Raw genomic sequence first — 25,131 nt, forward strand, 5'->3', positions numbered from 1 at the left:
CATTAACAGGGAAGAAATAACAAAACACACTAAAGCAGCCCCAAGAGCTGCCCATCCATTTATTGCTAAATAGCACAGCGTAACAATGAAGGAAGTAAAAATAACTAGGTAATTTCTGCTTTCAAAAGCGACAGCAATCCCTTCAATGTAAGTGTTTCCCCGGGGTACAAGTTCATAAGAATCCATTTCTGATAACGTATTTCTTTCCATGTTGCGAACTTCTCTGAACTGGGAAGCAGCTAACGTTAAAAAGGTAACAGCTGTAAATTCTTTTTCCATTATAGAGGGAATGGCTATAGTCCCGAGTGAAGCCGCTATAAAACCCAGAGATAAATGAATAATTTTCCCGTGTAAGTAGGTAGGATACTGACGATAGTCGGTTCGAAGCATAAAGACCCGTAAAGCCGTACCGACCAAAATACCAGTAATAATTGGATACGTGTATTCATTCACACATACGCACCTCGTTTTTTAATTGTTTTAATCTTCTTCTGTTGCAATGAATACTTTAATCGGTGAATTCCATACATGATAAATAAAACGACCATACCTTTTAACACAAAAATTATCGTTTGTTGATTGAAAAAGGGTTCTTCCAAAATGTAAATTGAAAATACCAAATAAGACCATAATAAACCAAACGCATTAATTAGCAGCCAAGCCCCAATTAAACTAGGGAGGTCCTGAAACATTTTATGAAGAACAAATAAGAAAAATATTACTCCCAGGTAAACACCCGGGAGTCTGGACCAAACTGGCTGCACCAGTAAAAAAAGCTGAACAGCTGTATAACCAATACTTAACACAATTGGCCAGAAATGCTGGATCATATTTTTACGAGTGATCTTCCAGAAATAAGTGCCAAAAATGCCTAATAGCAAAACAATGTAAAGCTGAAAGTTTATGAACTGATTATCTCCAAGGGAATATGTACATATTATGGTCCAGATAAAAAGTAACAATCGACTCCGTAAATTTGAAGATGGAATGAAAAAAAAGATGATGAGAGCAAGGAACCAAGCATACCAGTAGTAAATAGCTGCCAATCTTTACACCCCTTCCTTCTTTTTATTATGGATCACTATGCCCTTCTTTAAACATCTGCCCATACAAAAAACCCATGATAATAATCATGGGCCAAGTCTTTGGTCTGACCATTCTTTAGTCCGGCCAAATAGTATATAGGGGTTATGAGACAAGTCGTGAATATTGGATGCATTCAACAGCATCATCGCAATTTTTATCTCTTCATGGATATGACAAATTTCATTGACCAGAGCCTCTTTACCTTCTTCAACCAGGACACGAAGCAGCCCTCCAGCCATTCCAAATGCCTTACCTCCTAAAATAAGTCCTTTCACTCCATCCAGTCCGTGACGAACACCACCGGATGCAATAATATGAAGATCCGTGGACACAGAAGAAGATTCCAAAATGGAAATAGGGGTAGGGATGCCCCAGTTATTAAATGATGATAAGGGGTTGTCTCTTCTCATATTCTCAACTTTAGAGAAATTTGTGCCCCCCTGCCCTCCTACATCAATGTAACGAACCCCCATAGAATATAAGGTTTCTACTGTCTCTTTCGACATGCCATAGCCTACTTCTTTTACGATTACAGGGATAGACATGTTAGATACAATCTCTTCTATCCGACGAAGACGATGGGAAAAGTCTCTGTCTCCTTCAGGCATTATTAATTCTTGAAGTGTATTAATATGAATTTGCAGTCCATCCGCTTTAAGCATGTCGACAGCTTCTTCTGCCTGAGGAACGGTAGCTTCACTCCCCACATTTGCAAAAATGACTCCCTCAGGATTTACTTCCCTCACGACTTCATAGGTAGATCTCTCCTCGGGATTTTTAATGGCTGACATTTGCGAACCTACTGCCATCCCAATACCGGTTTCACTTGCGGCTAAAGCGAGGTTCCGGTTAATTTCTTTCGTTTCTTCTCCACCACCACCGGTCATTGCATTAACAAAAAGAGGGGAACTCAAATGAAGTTCCCCTACTTGTGTCTCTATACTCAATTGATTAAAGTCCAGACGAGCCAGACTTTGATGAACGATTTCCACATCGTCAAAATGATTGTGATAAGCTCGTTCGTGACCTAATGCATGGCGGATATGATCAATTTTCCTCTCAGATCTTGACATATCCAACACCCGCTCAATTATTTTTTGTATTTATCCAGTTTGTCGCCAATCATATCACTTAGTGAGAAACCGGAATTGTCTTCTTCCTTCTCATACTGCTGGTACTCTTCTCTAGTTTGTTCAGCTTCAAGTTCTTTCATACTTAAGGAAAGACGTTTGGCTTCTCCATCTACGTCTAACACTTTAACTTGTACCTGCTGTCCTTCTTCCAGGACTTCACCAGGAGTACCAATGTGGCGATTGGAGATTTGAGAAATGTGAACGAGTCCTTCAACACCAGGGAACACTTCTACAAATGCTCCGAAGCTTACTAAACGGCGAACCGTTCCTTCTAGCACCTCTCCCTGTTTAACTTTTTCCTGAATATCATGCCACGGACCAGGTTGAGTGGCTTTTAAGGAAAGTGATATTCTCTCGTTATCGCGATCAACAGATAGTACTTTAACTTTAACCGTCTGCCCCTCTTCAACTACATCAGATGCTTTTTCTACATGCTGATGAGATAGTTGGGAGATATGTACTAATCCGTCAATACCTCCAAGGTTTACAAACGCACCGAAGTCTGTCAATCTTTGAACAGTGCCTTCAATTACCTGACCATCTTCAAGTGAGTGCAGTACCTCCTGCTTTTTCGCTGACTCTTCCTCTTCCACTACTGCCCGGTGAGAAAGAATGACACGATTTTGTTCTCGATCCAGTTCAACCACTTTAAGAGAAAGGTTTCTACCTTTGTAATTTTCAAAATCTTCAACATAGTAAGTTTCTACTAAAGATGCAGGAATAAATCCTCGTAGGCCGATGTCTACTACAAGACCGCCTTTTACAACGTCTTTAACTTCAGCTTCGAAAATTTCTCCACTCTCATACTTGTCTTCCAAGTCCTGCCATGCTTTATCTGCATCAACAGCTCTTTTAGATAGGACGATTTCATCATCTTCTACCTTTTTCACTTGCAGGGTCAACTCGTCCCCTTCGCTGACTGCATCTGAAGCTTTTTCAACATGAAGGCTGGATAATTCACTAATAGGTACAATACCCTCAACTTTATATCCAACATCTACGAGGACTTGTTTTTCTTCAATTTTAACAACTTTCCCAGTAACAATGTCCCCGGCAGAGAATTCTTGCATTCCAGATACTTCTTGATTCATTTCATCCATACCAAGCTACCTCCTTCAATTTCCGACACAACCTTGAAACAGAAATGCCCTTTTTTCTAACTTCTAATATTTAGAGCTTTTTGTCAAGTGATTACGCTCCATCAGCTGTGAATTTTATGCAGTTTTCTGATTTCTTCCATAATTCGATCCGTTACGACTTGTGCAGAAGCTTTTTCCTCACGGTATCCACTCATATCAATGGGTTCACCATAAACGACTTTCAACCGCTGAAACTTCTTATAAGGTCCTACTATAGCGCAGGGAACAATATAGGCTTCAGAACGTAGAGCAAAGAAACCTGCACCAGCCAAACCTTTTCCAATTTCGCCATTTTTTTGTCTTCTTCCTTCTGGGAAAAGACCGAGTACATGATTATTATTAAGAATTTCCAGACCTTGACGGAGCGCATTACGATCACGCATGCCTCTCTTTATTGGAAAAGCATGGACTCCTTTAAGAATTCCCCCAATCAGCCTGTTTTTAAACAATTCTTCTTTGGCAAGGAAGTAAATATCCCTGCTGTTTGTAATACCTACTACAGGTGGATCTGCATTAGATATATGATTGGAACAAACAATAACGGGACCTTCTTTTGGAATATTGTGTTTACCAATAACTTTAATCCGGTATAAAGGGTAAAAGATGACAGCACAAATCCATTTCCCAAGCTTATACAAGCTCATTATTTATTCCCCCTCTCCTTCTTATCATTAACTACTTCAATTATTTGCTCTACTACTTCTTCTATTGTTAAAGAGGTGGTGTCTACGATAACAGCATCGTCAGCTTTTACCAGCGGAGCGACTTCGCGATTTGAATCTATTTCATCACGCCTGCGGATTTCTTCCTTAAGATCTTCCAGGTTTGAGTCATACCCTTTAGACTGGTTTTCTTTATGACGTCTTTCTGCTCTTTCATCCACAGAGGCTATCATAAATATCTTTACATCAGCATTAGGCAGTACATGAGTCCCTATATCCCTGCCATCCATCACTACCCCTTGTTGATTAACAAGCTCCTGCTGACGGCTTACCATTTCTTCCCGTACGTCTTTATGCTTAGATGCAATAGATACCTGGTTCGTAACATCGTTTGTTCTTATATCATCCGATACATCGTCTCCATCAAGAAGAACTCTCTGCCCATTATCACTCTGCACTAATTTTAAATCCGTTTCCCTTAATAATTGTGCCAGAGCGTATTCATCTTCAAGTGAAACACCATTATTTAAGGCTTTCCAAGTTAATGCACGATACATTGCACCTGTATCTACATATATTAAAGATAATTTTTCAGCTACTCTTTTTGCTACAGTACTTTTTCCGGCAGCAGCTGGGCCGTCAATTGCAATTGTCATAGTATCCATCAGTTCAGTTTCCTCCAATTTACCTTATACAAATAAAAGCGCACTTAAATAATGAAAGCGCGCCTAAGAGCCCTCAGATGGCTAAACCCACCATGAGAGACTCTTAATTACTCTGTACAGAATAACATAACTAATTGGAAAAAATCCATTATTATGTAGTCACTTTAGTGCCTTTCTACGCATGTTCATCTGTTGCTCAAAACAATATCGAATGATTAGCTGACGCTGTTTTTCTAAAATATTTTCAAACTGCATGGATACTTGATTTCTCTTTCCGTTGTCTTGTTGAATTATTCTTACTACGATTCCCTCGGCCTCCACGTACCGGTTTTCACCAGAATTCATAGGGAGAACTAACGTTAAGTTTACGCGCTGGTACTTATACATCTGTACATGAAAAGGTTCTAAAATTGCTGCTCCGCCGCCACTAATATCCTGGGTCACTGCCGTGAAGCATTGGTTTTCAAACTGAACCGCAACATCTATTGAAGCGTCTACACGCACGTACTTTCTGCGCTGTATCCGAATAAGATCTTTTCGCGGAGGGAACGTCAGCACAAACACCGGAATATTTAACTTTTTTCGTGCTACGACCGCCGTGTTAAAACAATATACGGATTGATCTTCAGTGATAAAGCTCGCCTGGATTTCAGTGCCTTCCATAATAAAAGCCGCTTTATCTGTCTTTACGTTAATAGGGTAATCAATATATATATACTCTTTCATGTGATCAACAAGTTTACATTTATATTTCTCTGGTTCTTCATTATCTTTTGAGTTAATTTCTAAGGTGAACGGCATACCAATTTTTAATATCTTCATGTTACCCCCAAATATCTAAGACTTTTGTATTAATTATATTATCTCATTTTTAAATAAATATGGAAAGTATATAGGTCTTGTGAATTAAAAAAACCCCCAAATTAATGGCGGTTTTTCTAAACTAATTAAATTTTATTTCAGCTTTTTTTAATGTTTCCACTTTTTCTTCCTGCCCATTCTGAGCGTTAATAAATATTCTATACGTAGTATTTTCTTTAGTAGTTAAAAATTCGTAACATAATACAAGCTCTTTTAAGTCATTTTCGATAACAGACAGGCGGTTTTCCTGTATTTCTAATCCCGGGTTTACTTTGGAGCGTGCTTCTTCTTCTGTGATCTCAGGTTTTTCAATTTCACGATCCTTGTGATCATCGTAGTAGTCTCTTGCGGATAAACCAAGTACTTCACCATTATCTAACCCTACTTTTACAACTACGGATTCTGGATAATAACGAATGTCATCCTTAGTATAAACATAACGAAAGATCCCTATGTTATTATACTGGTTCGTTTCAGCCAGCTCTAAACCTTCTGCCTCAAGTCCATCTACATATTTCTCTGCTTTCTTGGATGCTTCGTGAAGACTAATTTTCGCCTCTCCCATTTTGCGGCTGATCATAATGGTTAAAGGATGCCCTCCCTTTTCAGTTAAATCCATATAACCATTGCGCTTCCCATTATCAAACGAAGCAGTGTAAGTCGGTACATCTGCTCCCTTACCTGATTTAGTCAGAGTAAGTTTATTAACATCAACTTTCTCAAGCCATTTACTGGCAATTTGTTTGGCTTTTGCTTCTGAAACAGGATCCCCCTGTAAATTTTTATAACTTTTCTCTGGACTGGCAGCCGTTATACCTGTTTGAGCGGTCGTTTGTGTATAACCGTCAACTGTTTTCTCTACGGTCTTGAACCCATCTACAATAGTGTTATCGCCTGCTTCATTGTTTGTAGAAAGAGCAAGTTGTACATCCATCCAGCGCAAGTTATCTTTCAAAACAACATTTTGCACTTTACGTAACTCGGTTTCAATCTCACCTGAATGCTTATGAAGCTCTTCCAGTTTCTTTATTTCTTTTTCACTCAGAGGCTTCTTCTCTAAGTCACGAATAGCGGTTTTATAAGCGAAATCCCCTATTTCATAGAGAAATTCTTCAGTCTTATTAAACGGGAGCAGAGTAAGAGGAAGCTGCCCCACATCTGAATTAGCTTCCGAGGTGATTCTCCAAATTTCAGCCAACTGCGGCGAAAGCTGCTGTCTGGTGTTCATAGCCAGAGTAGCACCTATTTTGTCGTGCAGAAGATCTACGTTATAAGTGAGCTCGTGAAATGCGCGCTGATAACTGTTCTCCGCTTGAATCAGCACTGCATTTTTATCCTGATTTTCCTTGTAGCCCCAGACTGATGTCCCTACAACTACTATACTTAATACGACAATTGTAATCCAGCGAACCATTCTTCCACCTCCTATTTACAGAATATATGTTTACCAATCTTCTTAATTTGCGGCCTTGACCATATCCAATCCGATGTTGCGGTGTTAGGATTAAAATAATATATAGCCTGACCAGAAGGATCCCATCCGTTGATAGCGTCCAATACCGCTTCTTTGGCCGTTTCATTAGGCTGAAGCCATATCTGTCCATCACTTACCGCAGTAAATGCTCGTGGTTCAAAAATAACTCCTGACACGGTGTTCGGAAACGTTGCACTCGACACACGGTTAAGAATTACAGATGCCACTGCCACTTGACCAACGTAAGACTCACCTCGTGCTTCTCCATACACAGCATTTGCCATCAATTGGATATCATTCTGAGAATACCCGCTTGGAACATTAACAGCTGTTGGTTTCTGTTTCTGAGGAGGTTTCTGGGTTCCTTTTGGTTTCTGCTGTTTAACCTGCTGGGTTTTCGGAGTACCTCCGTAATACGTGAAATCATTCCCTCTTTTCACTTGCTCCTGAACAAATCCCTTGTCATATTTACTAGCTTTAATCAGTTTATTTTTTACTTCTTCTCCTACTAAACCATCAATTTCAAGACCAAATTCATATTGGAAATTTCGAACGGCCCAATAGGTTCCCCATCCAAAGACCCCATCGATGTTACCGTTATAAAACCCGAGATATTGTAATCTGGCTTGTAATTCAATCACATCATCTCCGGTGGCCCCATGTTGTATAACTTGATTTGAAAAAGCTTCTACAGAGTTGACAGCTGTCCATTCTGAAATAGGAAATATGAGCATAGCCGCTCCCAATCCAATAATTATCATTTTCTTCCATATCATCCGAGTTACACCCCTGACCAGTAGTATTATTTATAAGATTAGTTTCCAACCGTTTATAAACTTTATACATGTTTATCCATTAAAAAAACCGCCGTTGCAACGGCGGTTTACTTTATATCATGTTTTTTGAAGATCTTCATGATGTTCATTGGCTAATCTTATCTTTCTGAATCCTATCATCCATAAAACGATCATAAATGGAGTAATCCAGTACAGCCAAGTCTGGTTCAATACAGTAATAATATAATCATACAAGGTATGTAAACCCACTGGAATTAGTAAAGCTAAACTTAAGCATAAATTTTGGCTTTGGCTGGCGAATTTTGCTTTACCCATGTAAAAACCCATAAGAATTCCAAACAAAGCATGAGAAGATACTGGAAAGACAGCTCTTAACAGTGCAATCTCAATGCCATTTGAAAAGATATAAATAATATTTTCTATTGTTGCGAAGCCTAAACTAATTGCCACACCATAGATAATTCCATCGTAGTGATGATCAAAATCTGAATGCCTATAGGCAACAAATAAGAGAAAAAACCATTTAAAAAATTCTTCCATTAACCCAGCTAAGAAAAACGACCTCAATAGCGGAGTCTGAAATACCCCTTCAGTTTCAAAAGCATACTGAATAAACATCAAGGGAAATACCATGATGATGCCTATAATAAACATGCGGATGATCAGTGGAAGCGGTTCTAGCTCAATTCTTTTACTTAAGTATATGAATGTCATAATTGCTATAGCAGGAGATATGGCTGCAGTCAGCAAGGCCATAAAAATCAGCCCTCTCTCATTCTTTCGCCTTATTTCAATGGTATCATGAAGAATGTGGAAAAGGAATAAGGGATACGTCCGAATGGATAAATATCAAAAAAGTACCAGCTTGGCTGGTACTTTTTTATCATTCCTGATTAGAATTTCACACATGATATGTCTGGAAGAAAGAATACCATCGAGATAAATGAGTAGAGAAAACTCTGATTGACCTAAATAGTAACGGGAAGTGCAGAGCACAGAGGTCTTTCACCAGAAAGTGCCTGAGAAGAAGGCTTATGCTCCAGTGGAAGTTTAATAAGTAATATCGCCCTCAAAATTGGAAGCTAGAATGACCGCTAATTTTATACGGGCTTTCTTACTATCGTCATCATCTCCCAGTATGACACCATGCTTATAGAGATCGTAGGCACTACCTAAATAATCATAAGTCGTATAAACGGAACCTTCTTCTGATGTGGTAGTAATTACAATTCTCACTCCTGCTTCAATTGATTTAACAATTTCAGCCATCATTCCGGGTGCTACTTGCCCTCTTCCTACACCTTCTAATATTATGCCTTTCGCCTGACTCTCGCGTGCAGCTTTAATAAAAGCTCCGTCCGCACCTGAATAAGTCTTAACGATATCTACCCTTGGAATATCCGTTATAAGATCATAAGTTTCTCTATTTATCGGTTTTTGATAGATATGAACTTCGTCGTTATCAATAATCCCTAAGTAACCAAACCCAAAAGCATTAAACCCCTGGATATTCGAAGCGTGTTCTTTCTTTACATATTTAGCTGGAAATATACGTTCATTAAAGACCACTACAGCCCCTGCTCCATGCAAATCCTGACTACACGCTGCATAAATGGCATGTCTCATATTAATATAAGCATCACTGCCCATCTCGCCTGGCGACCTCTGAGATCCAGTTATAACAACCGGTCGCTGATCATTAATGGTTAAGTCAAGAAAGTACGCACTTTCCTCTAAAGAGTCGGTGCCATGAGTCACTACAACACCTGAAACCATATCATCTTCAAAGTAAGCTTCTATTTTCTCTTTAAGCCATTTAAGATCTTCAAAGCCTACGTGCATACTTGGTTTTTGAAATACAGAATCGATTACTACATCAATATCCGTTGGAAGCTTCAGCATTTCAGCCAGCTCCTCACCAGTTAAAGCACCAGAGGATAATTTACCAGACTGCTTATTAGGTACACTAGCTATGGTACCTCCCGTGGTAAGCAAAACTACTTTACTCAAAATAAAGCCCCCCTTTAAACAATGCGGAATGATAATTTATACAAAAAATCTCCCAAACCTTCTCTGGAGCGGGAGGTGGCTAAACGGACGGCTTATTTCTTACTGCCAATGGCACGAGCAATTTTTCCGCCATGATGCCGACCATTTTCAATAAATATCTCATTATTATTATATCCAGCTGCAATTACCCCAGCGATATAAATACCAGGAACATTGGTTTCCATACTATCTTCATTATAATCAGGGCGCCCGGTCTCTCTATCAAACTCAACGCCCATCTTTGTCAAAAAGTTATGGTCGGGACGGTAGCCTGTCATAGCGAAAACAAAATCGTTCGCGATGCGTTTTTCCTGCCCTCGGCATTCGTAAATAACCTCGGTCTCAGTAATTTCTTTAATATGCGCACAAAAATCCATACTTACGGCACCTTTTCTTACCAGAGCTTCGAATTGAGGTAAGATCCATGGCTTAATACTTTTGGAATATTCTTCACCACGATATAAAACCGTAACATTAGCTCCGGACTTTTCCAATTCCAGAGTGGCATCGGCTGCTGAATTTTTTCCACCGATAACTACGACATCTTTATTATAGTAGGGGTGGGCTTCCTTGAAGTAATGCTTAACCTTCGTAAGCTCTTCTCCCTTTATACCTAAATGATTCGGCTGGTCGTAGTAACCGGTCGCAATGACCAGGTCCTCCGCTTTATATTCCGCCTGTTCACCTGTCCGCTTTTCAGTCTTAACTATAAATCCTGATTGCTCTTGTTCCACGTGCATTACTTTTTCGAAAGCATTGATGCGTAACTCTTCCCTGCCAGCTACTGCACGGTAATAGGCTAGAGCCTCGTTTCGCACGGGTTTTTGACGTTCCGAAATAAATGGAATGTTTCCAATCTCCAGCTTTTCACTTGAACTAAAAAACGTTTGATGAGTTGGGTAATGAAAAATAGAATTAACAATATTCCCTTTTTCTATAATTAATGGTTCAATGCCCATTTTCTTTAGCTCTATGGCTGCACTCATACCACAAGGGCCACCGCCAATTATGATGACTTTTTCTTCCTGATGCACGTTATTCACTCCTTTTTCCAGAAGTATCTGGAACTTACGTTCGATTTAATAAACAAAAGTAAATCTCCTACCATGTAAATGATAGGAGATAATTGTGGTCAAATCAACCTATATCCATCCTCTAAAACGAGAAGCTTCTGCCATCTTTCTTACACCAACCATGTAAGCAGCTAAGCGCATATCTACACGTCGTGTCTCTGCGGTTTTGTAAACGTTATCAAACCCTTTAACGATCACTTTATGGAGTTTCTCTTCCACTTCTTCTTCTGTCCAATAGTATCCTTGATTATTCTGGACCCATTCGAAATAAGAAACCGTAACTCCTCCCGAAGATGCCAAAACATCAGGTACAAGCAATATTCCTCTTTCAGATAATATTCGAGTGGCGTCTAAAGTAGTCGGGCCGTTTGCCGCTTCTACCACGATACTTGCTTTTATGTTGTGAGCATTTTCTTCTCGAATTTGATTTTCGATAGCAGCAGGAACTAATATGTCACAGTCCAACTCCAACAATTCTTCATTGGATATTGTATTTTTGAAAAGATTTGTAACCGTACCGAAACTATCCCGGCGGTCGAGTAAGTACTCAATATCCAGACCATCAGGATCATGCAGCCCTCCATAGGCATCGGAAATTCCAATAACCTTAGCTCCACGATCGTGCATAAATTTAGCTAGAAAGCTTCCGGCGTTACCAAAGCCTTGAACAACCACTCTGGCACCTTCTACATTAATACCTTTCTTTTTGGCTGCCTCTTCAATACAGATGGTTACACCTTTAGCCGTGGCTGTTTCCCGGCCGTGTGATCCGCCTAAGACAAGCGGTTTACCAGTGATAAAACCAGGGTTATTAAATTCATCTATACGGCTGTATTCATCCATCATCCATGCCATGATCTGAGAATTTGTAAATACATCAGGCGCTGGAATATCCTTTGTAGGACCTACAATTTGACTGATAGCCCTAACATAACCGCGGCTTATGCCTTCAAGTTCGCGGAAAGACATTTCACGAGGGTCACAAACGATTCCGCCTTTTCCTCCACCATAAGGTAAATCTACAATTCCAGCTTTTAAACTCATCCAGATGGATAAAGCCTTGACTTCTTTTTCTGAGACGTTCGGGTGGAAACGCACCCCGCCTTTGGTAGGACCAACCGCGTCATTATGCTGGGAACGATAGCCTGTGAATATTTTAATATGATCATTATCCATCCGTACAGGAATCCTTACCGTCATCATCCGCACCGGTTCTTTCAAGAGTTCGTAAACTTCGTTAGGATAACCTAATTTATCAAGTGCTTTTTTAACCACCGTCTGTGTGGATTTTAAAACATCGAGTTTATCATTGTTTTCGTTTGCAGCATCTGTCGGCTTATCCGCTACCATCCATTTACCTCCTAATATCCGTGCATTCGCTTTCAGGGTATTCTTTCAGTCAATAGTATACACTTTCACCTCTATTATGGAAAGCGTGTTTTAGCATTCTAGTGTCTTTAACCCGAAAAATGTAAGCGATTGCACCCTCTATTATTTATCAAGTTGGGATAGTTCTACGAATTTTTCTATAAGATCGTCGTAGCTCCAGCCTATTTCCTTGGCGGAATCAGGGAATAAACTAGTTGGAGTCATCCCCGGAAGTGTATTCACTTCCAGAATCACCGGCTCCCCTTTTTCATTAATTATGAAATCTACACGAGAATAAACTTCACATCCTAATAACTGATGAGCTTTCACCGCTTCTTGTTTTAGTCGATCGGTAAGATTATCCGGCAGTTTGGCAGGAACAATATGTTCACTTCCACCTGGTTTATATTTTGAGTCAAAATCATAATAATCATTCTTAGGAATGATTTCAATAACCGGAAGCGGCGTTTCTTTTCCTTTTTGACCTATGACGGGGACCGTCACTTCTCTTCCCTGAACATAATCCTCTACCAGAATAGTAGAATCAGAGTGAGCAGCTGTTTGGACGGCTTTTTCAATCTGACCTTCATTCTTCACAATTGTTAGTCCCAATGTGGATCCTTCCTGGTTCGGCTTAATCACGAATGGCGTAGGAAAATGCTTCTTGATATCTTCCACTATGTCACTCATATTCAATAAGCCCGTAACATCAAACGTTTTGCTGTTTGCAGTTTGAAGTCCATTTAATGAGAAGATTTGTTTTGATTTTGCTTTATCCATAGCTAGAGCTGAGGATAATACACCTGACCCTACATAAGGAAGGTTAAGCATATCAAGCAAGCCTTGAATTTTACCATCTTCACCAAAGCGTCCATGAAGTCCCAAGAAAACAAGATCCACTTTTAATTCCAGTATATCTTTAATTTTTTCGGGTGAAAAATCGATAGCGATCACTTCATGACCTTTGTTTTTTAACGCTTTTATTATTCCCTTACCTGTAGATAAAGAAACTTCCCGTTCTCCAGAAGTCCCTCCATACAATACTGCAATCTTCATTATGGACACTCCATTTCTTACCATCTTAAAATTTCAAACATCCTTATCTATAGTAACATGTTCTATAATGAGCTTCTATTAAAAATAAAAAGAACGAAGCTTATAAAGCATCGTCCACTCAAAACGGATTAAGAAAAATAATTTTTAATTGTCCTGCATGCATTATCTTTCATAATTTGCTTTCCATACTCGGCCAATCTATACGATGTAGCTGAGGAGGCAGAGGCAAATTCAGATAGTAAAGCAATAACTTGATCGATATCCAAATGAATGATGTCTTCATCCATAAGGAGCATATAGTAGAAATCATTGTAATAATATACATTTCCACCCGTAACACCCAGCTTGTGTAAGTGAATACCGGCCTGGATGACATGTTCAAAATCTTCGAATGAAAACATCATTTCTTTACTTTCATCCAGTGTAACTTTCATTTCCATGTAATCTTCTTCATCTTCCATATCAGTTGGCTCAGTTTTGGTAACAACAATTAACATGCCCTGTGCCTGTAATAGATACACCTGCACAAGTAACACACCTGTTAACTCGACCCCGAGCTCAATTCCCGCATCATACATCATATCGCTGAAAATTCTATGGACTCTTGGAAGGTCACTCCACAATTCTTCTTTTGATAATCCTCTATCCAACAAATCATCAAAGGTTAGAAAAATTTTAAATTTCTCATTTGTCATTCTTTCCACTCGCACATGATCGCCCCCTGTCACAATGTGTGTTATCTATATAGTATGATGACTGATGCGATTATGGCACCTTTTTTCGAATTATATCTAAAGTGTGTTTACAGGGGCAACCTTTTTACTGCAACCTTCATTTTCATTGCTGCTAATGCTTGGTCAGCCAGGCCTCCCAATCTTTTTTAGTGTTTCCGACAAGGAATGGCTCCATTCGTTTTTTATCAAGTTCCGATAACCGATCATAAGCCAAGCCGCCCAGTCCTATTTTCAACTCAGGAAACTGCTTCTGTAAAGATTCGGCCAGACTTACCGTAATGGGAATATTTTTCTTTAACGTGCATGACATAAACATGTAGGATGGTTCTATTTCGTCAATAACAATATCAATGTCGCCCCCGGCAATGCTCTGTCCCAGGTAAATAACGTCATATCCTTTACGTTTCATATATAGTGCAAATATCAACAGTCCAAGTTCATGACGCTCATTAGGGCCACATACAAGAAGGGCCTTAGGAAGCATAGCATCAGAAGGAATGGAGAGAAGCATCATCCCCATTCTGGAACGGAGGAAATGGCTTGCAAAGTGTTCATGTGCACTAGTAATCCGGTTTTCTTCCCAAAGGTCTCCAATTTTAACTAAGAGAGGACCTATAATATCAATGGCTACTGTTTCCGGGGTAAACAAGCTAAAGGCATGATCCAGTTTCTGCTGTGCTTCATTCTCTTCAAATGACAGCAGCGCATTCAGAAGATCATCTCCCAGGATCTCTAATTGATTACTGCTTTCCGTATGACTGGAAGCATCCACTGCATTCTCATTGCTCTCAAGAAGGGATACAGCCTGGGAAATAGTAAATCCTTTATCCACTTTTTCCATTAACCACTTTAATATTTTAATGTGCTCATCTGAATATAAACGATGCCCGGCTTCGTTTCGGGACGGTCGAACAATTTGGTACCGGCGCTCCCATGCTCGAAGAGTGCCGGGCTGAATTCCCACCATTTGAGATACAGCCTTTATATTATATTTTGCTTGCTTTGTCCCCATTTGCCTTCCTCCAACTCTTTCCTTTTCCTATAATTATATATGAATAGTTAATCACGTGTAAAATTTGTATATTCTTTATATAATATTTGAATAACCCTGTCAGGAAGATTTAATGATAATAGAATGCAGTTCTGCTCTAGTTCCCAGACGCAGGGGGAGCAGTGAGGTTCCATAGCCTTCACTTATAAGAAGAGGCGGCTTTTCAGATTCAAACCATCCTCCTCTTGTGTAAGGGCCTAATCCAAATAACCGGATTTGACCACCATGGGTGTGTCCGCTCAGTACTAGATCAAACTGTTTCTGATCCTGCTGGTTCATTTTGTGATAAACGTAAGGATCGTGAACACATAGTATTTGATAATTAATGTGATCGTTTATGTAGGCAGCCTGACGCCTGGGCTTCATAAAATAAGGATCAATTCCACTTAATAGAAACCTGTCCTCCGATTGGAAGGTCACCTCATTATCCGAATTTGAAAGAATATGAATATGATGATTATCAAGAACATCCAGAAGATTGGCTCTTTCCAGTTCATGGTCATTATTTCCGGGAACAAAATAGACAGGGGCTTCCCACTGCTTTAATTTCTCTAGATTGTTCTTCAATCTGGTTAGAGGCGTTCGCTTATCTACTAGATCTCCCCCAATGATTACTACATCCACATTTTTCAGCTTGTTAAGGGTTTTTTGGTTTATTTCGCGGTTATGAACGTCTGAAATAAAGACAATGTGCAGTTCTTGAGCGAAAGGAAAAGCGGAATCTTCGATTACATGTTTATCCAAGTAGTCTTGTTCTGCCCTAAAGTACATTCCTGCAAGAAATAACAATCCCAAACTTGCTACTATTAAGACCCCAGCTAACACTTGCCCCACTCTCCCAAAGATAGAATAAAATTAATCGTACCATAAAAGTAATCCACAAAAAAACTGCTATGAACAAGTCATAGCAGTTAATCTTTACACTTCTTTCACACTTAAAATCCTAAATCCTGTCTTCTCCAGCTTATTTGTAAATTGTTCTATATTATCCTTCTTTTCAATTTTTAGTACGATTCTACGTGCAAGCTTATCCGTTTCATCAAACGTAGCCAGGGATATGACATTTTCATGATAGCTTTTAATAATGTCTCCCAGTCTCTCAATTCGGCCACTTGACTCTTCAGAAGTAAAAGCAATTCGAATACCTTTCTTTTTACTTCCAAATGCGCTTTCAAACTGCTCAATCACATCAAAACGTGTGACAAGCCCCTGAAAATTTCGTTCTTGATCTACAATGGCCAGTAAAGGAAAACCTTTAAACGCTGGCAGTGTGCGTTCAAATACTTCTTCATCATGGATATAGAAGTCCTCATTTTCAGCAATATCACCTGCGGTTGTTTGGTTTAAAAAGGTTTCTTTACTTTGATCCGCATTAAAATAAGCCCGATAAATAATCTCCTTTGAAACCATTCCTAGGAACTTTCGACCATTAAGTACAGGCATTGCCTGGAGATCATGCTCATTCAATAAATCTAAAATGCCACTTAAACGATCATCTGTCATTGCAGTGTATGATCGATGTGCAGGTTTCATAATACTCTTCACAAACATACGCTCACCTCTTCATATTCTATTATACATCCTATCCTTCATTTAATTCATTTCTCCAGAGACCAGGTTTATTCCTCCTTTTATTCGCATAGGACATGCCGAATAATCATAAATTTTGATAATGAGTACAGGAAGGGGATATTAATGTTTACTTTGATTAAATGTTATCAACCGTATCACGGTCCATTTGATCCATGTCCTCCTCGGCAGAGGGCTTGCTATCAAACTCCTCCCAATCTATATGTTGGTTTTCAACAGCCTAATCTTCCTCAATTCTCTTTGCATGAGGCACTTTATAAAGGCACGCTTTGGCCTTGCTTCTTCGACCCTTATCCAACTCCGCCAGGGAAAGGGGACCATTCATGAACAATCCATCGGAAGCTGCAACCGAAAGATACGAATTAATGGAAAAAATTCAAATGGTAGACTTTGCACTTGTGGAGCTAACTCTTTACTTAGATACGCATCCAAATGACTTCCAAGCTATTCAGCAATTTAATGAGCTGGCGGTCCAAAGTAGGGATTTGAAAGCAAAATATGAAAAACACTTTGGACCGTTGCGCCAGTATGGGGCCAGTTTTTCAGGTTACCCATGGAATTGGAAAGACAGCCCCTGGCCCTGGCAACTTTAAAGGATAAAAAAGGAGGGATTTAATGTGGTACTATGAAAAGAAATTACAATATCCAGTTAAAGTAACGGAATGTAACCCAAGACTTGCTAAATACTTAATTGAGCAGTATGGAGGAGCTGATGGGGAGCTATCTGCTGCACTCCGTTATTTAAATCAGCGTTACAGCATCCCTGATAAGGTTATTGGATTATTGACTGATATAGGAACGGAAGAATTTGCCCATCTGGAAATGATTGCTACTATGATTTATAAATTAACTAAAGATGCTACACCTGAACAAATGAAAGAAGCTGGTTTAGGTGCCCATTATGCTAACCATGACCACGCCCTTTACTACAATAACGCTGCAGGAAGTCCGTGGACAGCTACTTATATACAAGCTAAAGGTGACCCGATTGCAGATCTCTACGAAGACATCGCAGCCGAAGAAAAAGCAAGAGCTACTTACCAATGGATTATTAATATGTCAGATGATCCGTGTTTAAATGACAGCCTTAAATTCTTAAGAGAAAGAGAGGTTGTTCACTCTCAACGTTTTCGGGAAGCAGTTGAAATTCTTAAATTCGAGAAAGATCGAAAGCAATTTTTTTAATATCACACAAAATACTTCCCCTTCCTTAGTAGGCGGGGAAGTATTTTGTATTTGCCTATTATTAGAAAATCAGCAACAGGATAATGAAAATAAATATGAAAGCAATGGTATAACGTACCCAAAGAGGATTGCCACTCCACTTGGTTATAAAAGTATTAGATTTATCTTCATTTCGTTGCGGTGGCAAATCCAAAGTGTTCATATTTTCACTGGTTAATTTCTTCTCGTTCACATTATTCACACCTTCACTATGATGGGATTGAGTCACTTGATTCCCCCCTGTTCCCTAAACGTATCCACATGGCAAGCACCACATCTATAATAAAATGAGCCGTAATAGTGACTGTAAGACTGCCTGTTATTTCAAACATATATCCAATAAAAAAGCTGACAAACAATACAGAGATTAAGAGAACAATTTTTGATAAATAACGAAAATGTAAAAGAGCAAATAATAAACTGGCTGCCCAATATCCATATTCCGTATGTAAGACACCTCTAAATAGCATTTCTTCGCTTATAGCCACCAATAATGTAACTCCAATGATACCTGGGATCGATCGATTTTTAAATACTTTGTTATTAATACCACCATCATCATAATATTGTTTTGGAAGCGTGTTCATCAAAATAAAATCGATCAAGAGAACAATAAACCCTGGTAACACCCCAAACCATACCCAATCATTAAACGTTACTTCGAATATGGATTTCCATTCTGACCAAAAGGAATCAAATAAAAAAAAGCTGCCTAAAATAGAGAGGATTAGAAGTAAAAGCTGGGTTAGGATCAGTTGAAGTGTGAGTTCCTGATCCGTCATCAATTTAATAACCTCTGCCTGTTTTTTTTGTTTCATATCCCGCCCCCTGTCTAAAGATCATAGCTAATCGTTCTTTCCAAGTATCAATATCTGCTTGGAACTCGTTCTTTTCAAAGCTTAACGTATCCATTGTAAATCCACATGAATCACAGCAGGGTACTGAAGGTTCCCGAACATCAGCTTGAAAAGATTCGTACAGACTTTTTCTTCTGCAAGAAGTATGATGGATCCATTGAAGCATTTCAGTAAGTTTTGCCTGCTTGTACTTCCACCTTTTGTTTATTAGATCCTCCAGATTTCGCTCAACCATAGTCTCTTTAGGATCTTTTAAAATAATTCTCTCTTTTAGCACACCGTGTTCTTCTAACTGAAAACGTAAAAAGTTCCATTGCGACTCCGATAATTCCAAAAGTTCAGCAAATTCCTCATTCGAAGGAATTAAAGCGTTGTTCTTCCATAACATATGCAGATATCTTAACACGTTTTGAACAAGATCCATTTGTGGCAATTCACTCTCTATTAACATCTGAGGAAGGTAATGGTCCTTTGGCCCGTAAAGTACCAGACTAGCACAAGGTTTCCCGTCTCTCCCAGCTCTTCCTACCTCCTGAATAAATGATTCGAGCTGGGATGGGGGGTGAAAATGAATAACCAGTCGAATATTAGATTTGTCCAACCCCATACCAAAGGCACTTGTGCAGCAAATTACATCGAGCTGATCGTTCATAAACTGCTGCTGAACCAACATCCTATCCATTTGCTCCATTCCTCCGTGATAAAAAGCTACCCTCTGCTTCAGCTTAGCCTGAAGCAGATAGGCTGCTTTTTCAGCCCATTGTCTACTGGAAAAATAGACCATAGTAGGAACCACCTGATCAGAAAGCAGCTGAATCATTCGATCTATTTTATGATCAGGAGTTGCATAATGCTCGACAGCAAAACTGACATTCTGCTTGTCCATTGGATATATATGCTTTTCCATAAGAGGACGCTTTAATTTATCCATAATGTCTGTCTGGACTTCTGGAGTTGCTGTAGCACTTAATGCAAGTACTGTCGGTTCGCCAAGTTTAGAAATGGTTTGATGTAATTTTAAATAATCCGTTCTAAATTCATGGCCCCATTGTGATATGCAGTGAGCTTCATCAATGACAAATAGACTGATACTGAGTTTCACAAGATGCTGCATAACCCAGTCATTCTGGAGAAATTCAGGGGACATATAAATTAGATCGTATTGATCGAGATGTTCCAGCAATTTTCTGCGCTCTGAGCGATCCATAAAACTATTCAGTGCGACGACTGACTTATAGCCGGATGCTTTCAGCTGCTTCACTTGATCAATCATTAAAGAAATAAGAGGAGACACTACAATTGTAGTTCCTGATTGAATCTTTGCGGGTAGCTGATAGCAAAGGGATTTACCAGTTCCTGTAGGTAAAATGCCAAGAACATCCTGACCAGATAAAATGGACTCGATAATCGGCTGCTGCCCTTCACGAAACTGCGAAAATCCGAAATGCTTTTCTAATTGAAAAGATAAATTATACATCTGCATATGATTGTCCTTTCGCTGTTAACTTCTTACCTTTAGCCAGAGCCAATCTTATTTGAAAGTAATCAAATTCACCGTTCAAAGTTTGATGGATTTGTTTTAAACGCAGCGTATTCATGTTATTAGCTGCTGTTATAATTCTTTGCTGATCTTTGACACTGAGAAAACGTTCGATTGAAAAATCCGGGATAACAAGCGCTGCTTCAACGATATGGTCCTGAATTGTACTTATCTTCAAGCGTCGCTTAGAAACAATCGCTTCCACTGTCCATCCTAGCTCTAAATAGTGGTACGTATGCTTAGCTGACTGAGTGATCATCGTCTCACCATCTAAACCACGAGTACACGCAAATAAGAAGGGGTAGGAATCTGGTGAATTTCTAGCCTCGTGGAATAAATAATAAAGTACATGCTGAATACAAACGTAAGCATCTTCCGTTGTAATGTCATATTTACGCTTCAGTTGTTCATAGGTAAGCCCTATAACTTCAGCCCCGCTCAACCGAAAGGTGAACAGTTCTGACTCCAAATGCGATCGATTGTTCAAAAGATCCAAGATTTCATTATACATTCCTTTTACTTCTTGATTCAGTTTATGGGAAAGAGAAGCATAATAACGTTTAACCCATCTTTGGGCTTTAGAGTCATCGATAACAGGGATAAACGAATAGTTGCCCTCATGAATAGAAGTAATGGTCTGAATGACTAGTAAAAGTCTGTGTTCAAAATCTCTGATATTCCGGTGATTATTCATTCCGCTAAAATATTCAAATGAAGGTCCCTGATAGTTATAAAGATAGCGAGATCCATCAGATGTAATAATTGGTGAGATTCGATCTACCAGGTAAATCCAATGATTATTTTCGATTTGCTTAAATCTATCTTCAAATTCCTCTCGAGCTAACCCTTCATAAATACCAAAATAACACTCTAATTCGTAACCCTTTGCGTCCTGCAATGTCTGAGACGAACGTTTTCCCGTTAATAAATTATATATTCCTGAGATCGTACGCTCTCCATTTAACTTTCTTACGCATGTCAAAATAATAACGTTAAACACACCAGCCTTCTCCTTCCAGATACTAGGGAATGTACCGTTCGTGTTGAAAACTCCTGACGGGAGTTTTACAATAACTATGTACCCTATATTTTCAGTTTCCTCTTCGTGAGTGGACATACAAAGGAGGATCATCAGTCGTGGCTAAATATACGATGGTTGATCAAGAAACGTGTATCGCATGTGGTGCTTGTGGAGCTGCAGCACCTGACATATATGATTATGATGACGAAGGGATTGCTTACTCTGTACTTGATGATAACCAGGGTGTTTCAGAAGTGCCTGAAGTGTGGGAAGAAGACATGGAAGATGCTTTCGATGGCTGCCCTACGGATTCTATTAAGATTGCAGAATCCCCTTTTGAAGGAAATGCGTACAAGCACGAATAATAAAGTAGAACCTCTTCCGGATGCGAAGGGGTTCTTTTTTTTAAAAGGGATTCTATCATTTACCCAGCTCTTCAAACCTTCTGTAAGCTTCTTCCTCCTCAAACGTAGAAAACCAGCGATCAAATTGATCATCTATAATCCGGTAATGCTTGCTTATCATATTTTGCTGCAGTAAAAAATCCTCTTTTTCCTTGAGCGTTGTCCACCATACTTTCCCTCCCAACGTTTTACCAACCGGACGTTCCACTTGGTGGTGAGCAATGGTTTCTGCAATTTCAAGCGGCGCGTCTCCAAGAACGCCTTTTAAAACTTCACTATCTTGAAAAAGAGCGCACACAGCAACCACTGTGGTCCATCCCGCAATCGTGCGTCCTTTTTCAATTTGGACAAGGGTTTTTTTAGACAAGCCTAGTATTTCAGCCATTTTTGATTGCGTATAGCCATACTCCACACGAATTAATTTTATTTTTTCAGACACTTGTAACCTTAATTGTTCTTTATCCATCCTGCACCGTCCCCTTTATTACGTCCCCCTAATTTTAACACGTCCCCTCCCTGCTTACCTATTAAAGTGATCAAAAACCCCGTATCCATTATACGGGGTTGCAGTTTATTCGTTCATATTTATGGGGTTCAGGTAAGTAGGTACAGGAATAGGCTCACTAAACTTGTAGGAAGAACTTTTTTCCGGTTTAATATTTTGAAAACGCACTTCCTTAAAACCAAAAGTATCAGCCGTAGCTAATACGGCATCAACCATTTTCATTAATTGCTGGTCGTTTGACCACGAGTCATGTTTAACGGTCAATGTGAGAGTAGATCCCTCCGCACTAACAGAAGGAAAAGTTACATGCCCGGGGACAGCAGGGACTACGTTACCATAAGTCTGTTCTTCTTTCATTCGATTTAAAGCATCTTCCATAGAGATCTCTTTCTCAGCTTTAATAGGAACAAGAAATTGCCGTTCGCTGACCTCACTAGTATAAATTTGAAAGAAATATCGATTTTTCTCAATCACAGGAAGGGTATTTACTTCTCCAAAATTGCCTAGAACGACGGGTGACCCGCTCTCAGTCTGAAGTCTGATGGTTTTCACATCATAAGGGTATAACCTCCAACGGATACTCTCTGAAACAATGGATGTGTAAGCACTCCCATTTATGGAAAAGTTATCAGGGAAGATTACATCAGCTTGTTCTCTTTCTTCGTCAATTTTGAAAGTTAGCTCCTTGATCAGATCTTCAGCCAGTCCCCATTTTTCAGGTTTAACGAATGAAGCAACTTTTTGGTCTTCCTGATCCCCCCTTTTTATTACAGTAAACGGTACAACCACTTCTCCATTTTTACCCGGAAGAACGTAAGACTTCGTGTCTGGAGAACGATTCTGAATTGTAAAAGGTGATTCTGTACCCTCATTTACATCTGTTTCATTCTTATCAAAGGACGGATTATTATCTTCACCTCTACTGGAACCTTCTATTTCTGAAGGTTTTTGTTCAGTAGTTTCTGTCTGGTCCTGTCCACGGTCATTTTCAGACTCAGTCGAACTTTCTTCCTGATCAGCTGATCCGCTATATTCATTGGAAGGAAGAGAACTTAAAAAAACAGGGAGGACAATGGCAAGGATAAGCAGCACAGCGGCTGTAGCCATACTTGGAGTTATCCAGGGAGCGATCCTTCTTTTTCGTTTATTTAGTTCAGGCTCGATGGAACGATAAAGGTCTTCTTTGCTTTTCTTATCTTCCATCTTAGGAAATTCCCCTAACAGCTCTTTCAATTCATCTTCACTATAGGATTTACGCTTCACGCTGCACCCCCCCTTCCATGGGCTTATCCATCATCTCTTTTAATGATTTCATTCCTCGATGCTGGGTCGTTTTCACTTTACTTTCGCTCCAATTTAATATTTCTGCTGTTTCTTGAATAGACATCCCTTGTATGAACCTGAAAATAATTACATTTCTTTGATCCAACGTACAATTATCGAGTGCTTTATACACTTGCTTCATTTCATCATTTTGCACTGCAATTTCATCTGGGAGAGATGACTGGTCTTTAAGCTGCTCTCCTTTATCATTCCAATCAAAAAAATCCATAATCCGATTTCGTTTACGTTTTTGCTTCCTGAAGTGATCAATCGCTACATGCCTTGCTATGGATAGCAGCCAAGTTTTTTCAGTGCTGCGGCCATCAAAAGACTGATAAGATTTAAGCACCTTTATATAAACTTCCTGGACAAGATCTTCAGCTAGATCGCGATCTTTGACCATGTAGATTAAATATTGAAACAAATCATGATGATAATTTTCATAAAGTTCGTCAAAGAACGTTTTCACTAATGGTACCTCCCACTTATCTATTTAGTCGTTATATGTATGAAAAAAGTTACATCACTATCTTAATATGAGGATTTAAAAAAAGAAATAAGGAAGGTTCCTTCAAAGGAATTTATAACTGAATAGCTCTCTTAAACGATATGGTTGGTTTGCATTAATGGCATATTAAGCTATAGGGGAGAATTGTTAAAGACTCAGTTTCGAGATATTGGAGGGAGAAAGAGGCTCCAGGGAACGACTCGCTTTCCGCGGGCATGTGCTGAGCTTCCTCGGGCTTAACAGTCCTGCGGGATCTCACCTATCATGTTCACCCGCAGGAGTCTTCGCCGTTCCCTTCCGTCCCTTTGCGGTCATGCAGAGCTTGAAACACTTAAAACAGCACCTGTGTGCAGAGGAATTAGACCATGTGGTTTTATACCTATTTTCAGGATGTAATGTTGCGTAATAACCTTTCATAACACCATTTAATACAGCTTAAGGAGGAGAACTTTCCTCTTCTTGAAGGGTCCGTTCACCAGATATCGTTGGGATGGCGGAGGAAACGACGAGACTCCCGCGGGAGAAGGAGCTAGGCGAGACCCCACAAGGAGTGTTAACGACTGAGGCTCCTGGTAAAAGGAGGATCGACTAAAGTCGCCACGTCCTGTGGCAACGTCGATCGACCCTACACCGTGTAGAGCCGCAGGAAAGTGTTCAAATGTGGAATCACCCCGAAAGACACGACCAGCATAAGCCTCCCATCAAAAATATTGTGGTTTTTCAATACGTTGATGAGCGGCTTATGTCTCGAATTTCTGGGTGATGGAACAAGACGAGTTGTTTCCGTAGCCGCCCTCATCTATTGTTTGCAACGGCCCCAACTATCTCGAAACTGAGTCTTAGTAGCGTGAGCTTTACTGTAATTCACCCAGGAAGTTTAGCAGAGCTAATAAAATAAAAAGAAAAAACACAGATACCAGGGGCCCCCGGCATTCTGTGTTTTTAAGAACGATAATTGGTTGTTCCAACATATGGTGTTTTTCCAGTTAGTCCATTTCTCTTCTTATACCG

29 protein-coding genes are annotated in these 25,131 nt (G+C 39.6%); 4 read left to right on the plus strand and 25 right to left on the minus strand.

Going from position 1 to position 25,131, the window contains the following annotated elements; all coding sequences use genetic code 11:
* The 18 genes from WAM07_RS06160 to WAM07_RS06245 all read right to left on the minus strand — a co-directional run.
* Positions 1–453, minus strand: a 453-nt coding sequence (locus WAM07_RS06160; protein WP_422165654.1) for a YIEGIA domain-containing protein, incomplete at its 3' end; no start/stop codon positions are given.
* Positions 450–1,046 (minus strand): YphA family membrane protein, encoded by a 597-nt coding sequence (locus WAM07_RS06165; protein WP_422165656.1) that lies wholly within the window; start codon positions 1,044–1,046, stop codon positions 450–452. The genes WAM07_RS06165 and WAM07_RS06160, both read right to left, overlap by 4 nt.
* Before the next feature lie 84 nt (positions 1,047–1,130).
* Positions 1,131–2,159, minus strand: coding sequence for a type 2 isopentenyl-diphosphate Delta-isomerase (fni, locus tag WAM07_RS06170; RefSeq protein ID WP_422165657.1), 1,029 nt, complete (start codon positions 2,157–2,159; stop codon positions 1,131–1,133).
* 17 nt (positions 2,160–2,176) lie between these two features.
* Entirely contained in the window at positions 2,177–3,319 is a 1,143-nt protein-coding gene (gene rpsA, locus WAM07_RS06175) for a 30S ribosomal protein S1 (protein ID WP_014643535.1), read from the minus strand.
* 101 nt (positions 3,320–3,420) lie between these two features.
* Positions 3,421–4,002: a lysophospholipid acyltransferase family protein gene (locus WAM07_RS06180; protein ID WP_422165660.1), complete on the minus strand. Its 582-nt coding sequence runs from the start codon at positions 4,000–4,002 to the stop codon at positions 3,421–3,423.
* Complete coding sequence (cmk, locus tag WAM07_RS06185) at positions 4,002–4,688, minus strand: (d)CMP kinase (protein WP_422165693.1); 687 nt, start codon at positions 4,686–4,688, stop codon at positions 4,002–4,004. Before cmk ends, WAM07_RS06180 begins: the two co-directional genes overlap by 1 nt.
* Positions 4,689–4,844: 156 nt before the next feature.
* Complete coding sequence (locus WAM07_RS06190; protein ID WP_422165662.1) at positions 4,845–5,507, minus strand: flagellar brake protein; 663 nt, start codon at positions 5,505–5,507, stop codon at positions 4,845–4,847.
* Between the two features lie 121 nt (positions 5,508–5,628).
* Entirely contained in the window at positions 5,629–6,960 is a 1,332-nt protein-coding gene (gene ypeB, locus WAM07_RS06195; protein WP_422165663.1) for a germination protein YpeB, read from the minus strand.
* Positions 6,961–6,971: 11 nt separating this feature from the next.
* Complete coding sequence (sleB, locus tag WAM07_RS06200) at positions 6,972–7,796, minus strand: spore cortex-lytic enzyme (protein WP_422165665.1); 825 nt, start codon at positions 7,794–7,796, stop codon at positions 6,972–6,974.
* A gap of 117 nt (positions 7,797–7,913) precedes the next feature.
* Positions 7,914–8,573 carry a glutamic-type intramembrane protease PrsW gene (prsW, locus tag WAM07_RS06205; RefSeq protein WP_422165666.1) on the minus strand — a complete coding sequence of 220 codons (660 nt, stop codon included), beginning with the start codon at positions 8,571–8,573 and terminating at the stop codon, positions 7,914–7,916.
* Between the two features lie 294 nt (positions 8,574–8,867).
* Positions 8,868–9,827, minus strand: a complete 960-nt coding sequence (locus tag WAM07_RS06210; RefSeq protein ID WP_422165668.1) for an asparaginase — start codon at positions 9,825–9,827, stop codon at positions 8,868–8,870.
* 92 nt (positions 9,828–9,919) lie between these two features.
* Positions 9,920–10,852, minus strand: a complete 933-nt coding sequence (locus WAM07_RS06215) for a YpdA family putative bacillithiol disulfide reductase (protein ID WP_422165694.1) — start codon at positions 10,850–10,852, stop codon at positions 9,920–9,922.
* Between the two features lie 156 nt (positions 10,853–11,008).
* Complete coding sequence (locus WAM07_RS06220; protein WP_422165669.1) at positions 11,009–12,289, minus strand: Glu/Leu/Phe/Val family dehydrogenase; 1,281 nt, start codon at positions 12,287–12,289, stop codon at positions 11,009–11,011.
* 141 nt (positions 12,290–12,430) lie between these two features.
* Positions 12,431–13,363 carry a D-alanine--D-alanine ligase gene (locus WAM07_RS06225; protein ID WP_014643546.1) on the minus strand — a complete coding sequence of 311 codons (933 nt, stop codon included), beginning with the start codon at positions 13,361–13,363 and terminating at the stop codon, positions 12,431–12,433.
* Between the two features lie 128 nt (positions 13,364–13,491).
* Positions 13,492–14,073, minus strand: a complete 582-nt coding sequence (locus tag WAM07_RS06230; RefSeq protein WP_422165672.1) for a genetic competence negative regulator — start codon at positions 14,071–14,073, stop codon at positions 13,492–13,494.
* A gap of 136 nt (positions 14,074–14,209) precedes the next feature.
* Positions 14,210–15,109 (minus strand): MerR family transcriptional regulator, encoded by a 900-nt coding sequence (locus tag WAM07_RS06235; RefSeq protein WP_422165673.1) that lies wholly within the window; start codon positions 15,107–15,109, stop codon positions 14,210–14,212.
* 99 nt (positions 15,110–15,208) lie between these two features.
* Positions 15,209–15,973 (minus strand): metallophosphoesterase, encoded by a 765-nt coding sequence (locus tag WAM07_RS06240; protein ID WP_422165675.1) that lies wholly within the window; start codon positions 15,971–15,973, stop codon positions 15,209–15,211.
* A gap of 93 nt (positions 15,974–16,066) precedes the next feature.
* Positions 16,067–16,699: an HPP family protein gene (locus tag WAM07_RS06245; protein ID WP_422165677.1), complete on the minus strand. Its 633-nt coding sequence runs from the start codon at positions 16,697–16,699 to the stop codon at positions 16,067–16,069.
* 144 nt (positions 16,700–16,843) lie between these two features.
* On the opposite strand from WAM07_RS06245, the gene WAM07_RS06250 reads away from it, so the two are divergent.
* From WAM07_RS06250 to WAM07_RS06260, 3 genes are read left to right on the plus strand one after another with little or no spacing between them, the layout of a single operon-like run.
* The gene (locus WAM07_RS06250; RefSeq protein WP_422165679.1) at positions 16,844–17,065 is read left to right on the plus strand and encodes a spore coat associated protein CotJA; all 222 of its coding nucleotides are present in this window, start codon (positions 16,844–16,846) and stop codon (positions 17,063–17,065) included.
* Positions 17,062–17,331 carry a spore coat protein CotJB gene (locus WAM07_RS06255; protein ID WP_422165681.1) on the plus strand — a complete coding sequence of 90 codons (270 nt, stop codon included), beginning with the start codon at positions 17,062–17,064 and terminating at the stop codon, positions 17,329–17,331. The genes WAM07_RS06250 and WAM07_RS06255 overlap by 4 nt, the downstream gene beginning before the upstream one ends.
* A gap of 22 nt (positions 17,332–17,353) precedes the next feature.
* Positions 17,354–17,923 carry a manganese catalase family protein gene (locus tag WAM07_RS06260; RefSeq protein ID WP_089750146.1) on the plus strand — a complete coding sequence of 190 codons (570 nt, stop codon included), beginning with the start codon at positions 17,354–17,356 and terminating at the stop codon, positions 17,921–17,923.
* Between the two features lie 61 nt (positions 17,924–17,984).
* On the opposite strand, the gene WAM07_RS06265 is transcribed toward WAM07_RS06260, so the two are convergent.
* The 4 genes from WAM07_RS06265 to WAM07_RS06280 are packed head-to-tail and all read right to left on the minus strand — an operon-like array spanning position 17,985 to position 21,359.
* Positions 17,985–18,191: a hypothetical protein gene (locus WAM07_RS06265; protein ID WP_422165683.1), complete on the minus strand. Its 207-nt coding sequence runs from the start codon at positions 18,189–18,191 to the stop codon at positions 17,985–17,987.
* A complete protein-coding gene (locus tag WAM07_RS06270; RefSeq protein ID WP_422165685.1) occupies positions 18,172–18,780 on the minus strand; it encodes a CPBP family intramembrane glutamic endopeptidase in 609 nt (202 codons plus the stop codon). Before WAM07_RS06270 ends, WAM07_RS06265 begins: the two co-directional genes overlap by 20 nt.
* Positions 18,749–20,302 carry a RecQ family ATP-dependent DNA helicase gene (locus tag WAM07_RS06275; protein WP_422165687.1) on the minus strand — a complete coding sequence of 518 codons (1,554 nt, stop codon included), beginning with the start codon at positions 20,300–20,302 and terminating at the stop codon, positions 18,749–18,751. Before WAM07_RS06275 ends, WAM07_RS06270 begins: the two co-directional genes overlap by 32 nt.
* Complete coding sequence (locus WAM07_RS06280) at positions 20,289–21,359, minus strand: helix-turn-helix domain-containing protein (RefSeq protein ID WP_422165689.1); 1,071 nt, start codon at positions 21,357–21,359, stop codon at positions 20,289–20,291. The genes WAM07_RS06275 and WAM07_RS06280 overlap by 14 nt, the downstream gene beginning before the upstream one ends.
* 137 nt (positions 21,360–21,496) lie before the next feature.
* Between WAM07_RS06280 and WAM07_RS06285 the strand changes: the two genes are divergently transcribed.
* Positions 21,497–21,745: a ferredoxin gene (locus tag WAM07_RS06285; RefSeq protein ID WP_089750155.1), complete on the plus strand. Its 249-nt coding sequence runs from the start codon at positions 21,497–21,499 to the stop codon at positions 21,743–21,745.
* A gap of 55 nt (positions 21,746–21,800) precedes the next feature.
* Here the strand turns inward: WAM07_RS06285 and WAM07_RS06290 are convergent, their stop codons facing one another.
* The 3 genes from WAM07_RS06290 to sigX form a co-directional block, all read right to left on the minus strand.
* The gene (locus WAM07_RS06290; RefSeq protein ID WP_422165690.1) at positions 21,801–22,250 is read right to left on the minus strand and encodes a helix-turn-helix transcriptional regulator; all 450 of its coding nucleotides are present in this window, start codon (positions 22,248–22,250) and stop codon (positions 21,801–21,803) included.
* 105 nt (positions 22,251–22,355) lie between these two features.
* The gene (locus WAM07_RS06295) at positions 22,356–23,552 is read right to left on the minus strand and encodes a hypothetical protein (protein ID WP_422165691.1); all 1,197 of its coding nucleotides are present in this window, start codon (positions 23,550–23,552) and stop codon (positions 22,356–22,358) included.
* Entirely contained in the window at positions 23,542–24,081 is a 540-nt protein-coding gene (sigX, locus tag WAM07_RS06300) for an RNA polymerase sigma factor SigX (RefSeq protein WP_422165692.1), read from the minus strand. The genes WAM07_RS06295 and sigX overlap by 11 nt, the downstream gene beginning before the upstream one ends.
* Between the last annotated feature and the right edge of the window lie 1,050 nt (positions 24,082–25,131).

The organism is Halobacillus sp. (assembly GCF_049282395.1).
Taxonomy (GTDB): Bacteria; Bacillota; Bacilli; order Bacillales; family Halobacillaceae; genus Halobacillus.

Coding starts and splice junctions, on each gene's coding strand:
- fni (WP_422165657.1), bottom strand. CDS start 2,159: ATGTCAAGATCTGAGAGGAAAATTGATCATATCCGCCATGCATTAGGT.
- rpsA (WP_014643535.1), bottom strand. CDS start 3,319: ATGGATGAAATGAATCAAGAAGTATCTGGAATGCAAGAATTCTCTGCC.
- WAM07_RS06180 (WP_422165660.1), bottom strand. CDS start 4,002: ATGAGCTTGTATAAGCTTGGGAAATGGATTTGTGCTGTCATCTTTTAC.
- WAM07_RS06190 (WP_422165662.1), bottom strand. CDS start 5,507: ATGAAGATATTAAAAATTGGTATGCCGTTCACCTTAGAAATTAACTCA.
- ypeB (WP_422165663.1), bottom strand. CDS start 6,960: ATGGTTCGCTGGATTACAATTGTCGTATTAAGTATAGTAGTTGTAGGG.
- sleB (WP_422165665.1), bottom strand. CDS start 7,796: ATGATATGGAAGAAAATGATAATTATTGGATTGGGAGCGGCTATGCTC.
- prsW (WP_422165666.1), bottom strand. CDS start 8,573: ATGGCCTTGCTGACTGCAGCCATATCTCCTGCTATAGCAATTATGACA.
- WAM07_RS06215 (WP_422165694.1), bottom strand. CDS start 10,852: ATGAGTGCAGCCATAGAGCTAAAGAAAATGGGCATTGAACCATTAATT.
- WAM07_RS06220 (WP_422165669.1), bottom strand. CDS start 12,289: ATGGTAGCGGATAAGCCGACAGATGCTGCAAACGAAAACAATGATAAA.
- WAM07_RS06225 (WP_014643546.1), bottom strand. CDS start 13,363: ATGAAGATTGCAGTATTGTATGGAGGGACTTCTGGAGAACGGGAAGTT.
- WAM07_RS06235 (WP_422165673.1), bottom strand. CDS start 15,109: ATGGGGACAAAGCAAGCAAAATATAATATAAAGGCTGTATCTCAAATG.
- WAM07_RS06245 (WP_422165677.1), bottom strand. CDS start 16,699: ATGTTTGTGAAGAGTATTATGAAACCTGCACATCGATCATACACTGCA.
- WAM07_RS06250 (WP_422165679.1), top strand. CDS start 16,844: ATGTTTACTTTGATTAAATGTTATCAACCGTATCACGGTCCATTTGAT.
- WAM07_RS06255 (WP_422165681.1), top strand. CDS start 17,062: ATGAACAATCCATCGGAAGCTGCAACCGAAAGATACGAATTAATGGAA.
- WAM07_RS06260 (WP_089750146.1), top strand. CDS start 17,354: ATGTGGTACTATGAAAAGAAATTACAATATCCAGTTAAAGTAACGGAA.
- WAM07_RS06270 (WP_422165685.1), bottom strand. CDS start 18,780: ATGAAACAAAAAAAACAGGCAGAGGTTATTAAATTGATGACGGATCAG.
- WAM07_RS06275 (WP_422165687.1), bottom strand. CDS start 20,302: ATGCAGATGTATAATTTATCTTTTCAATTAGAAAAGCATTTCGGATTT.
- WAM07_RS06290 (WP_422165690.1), bottom strand. CDS start 22,250: ATGGATAAAGAACAATTAAGGTTACAAGTGTCTGAAAAAATAAAATTA.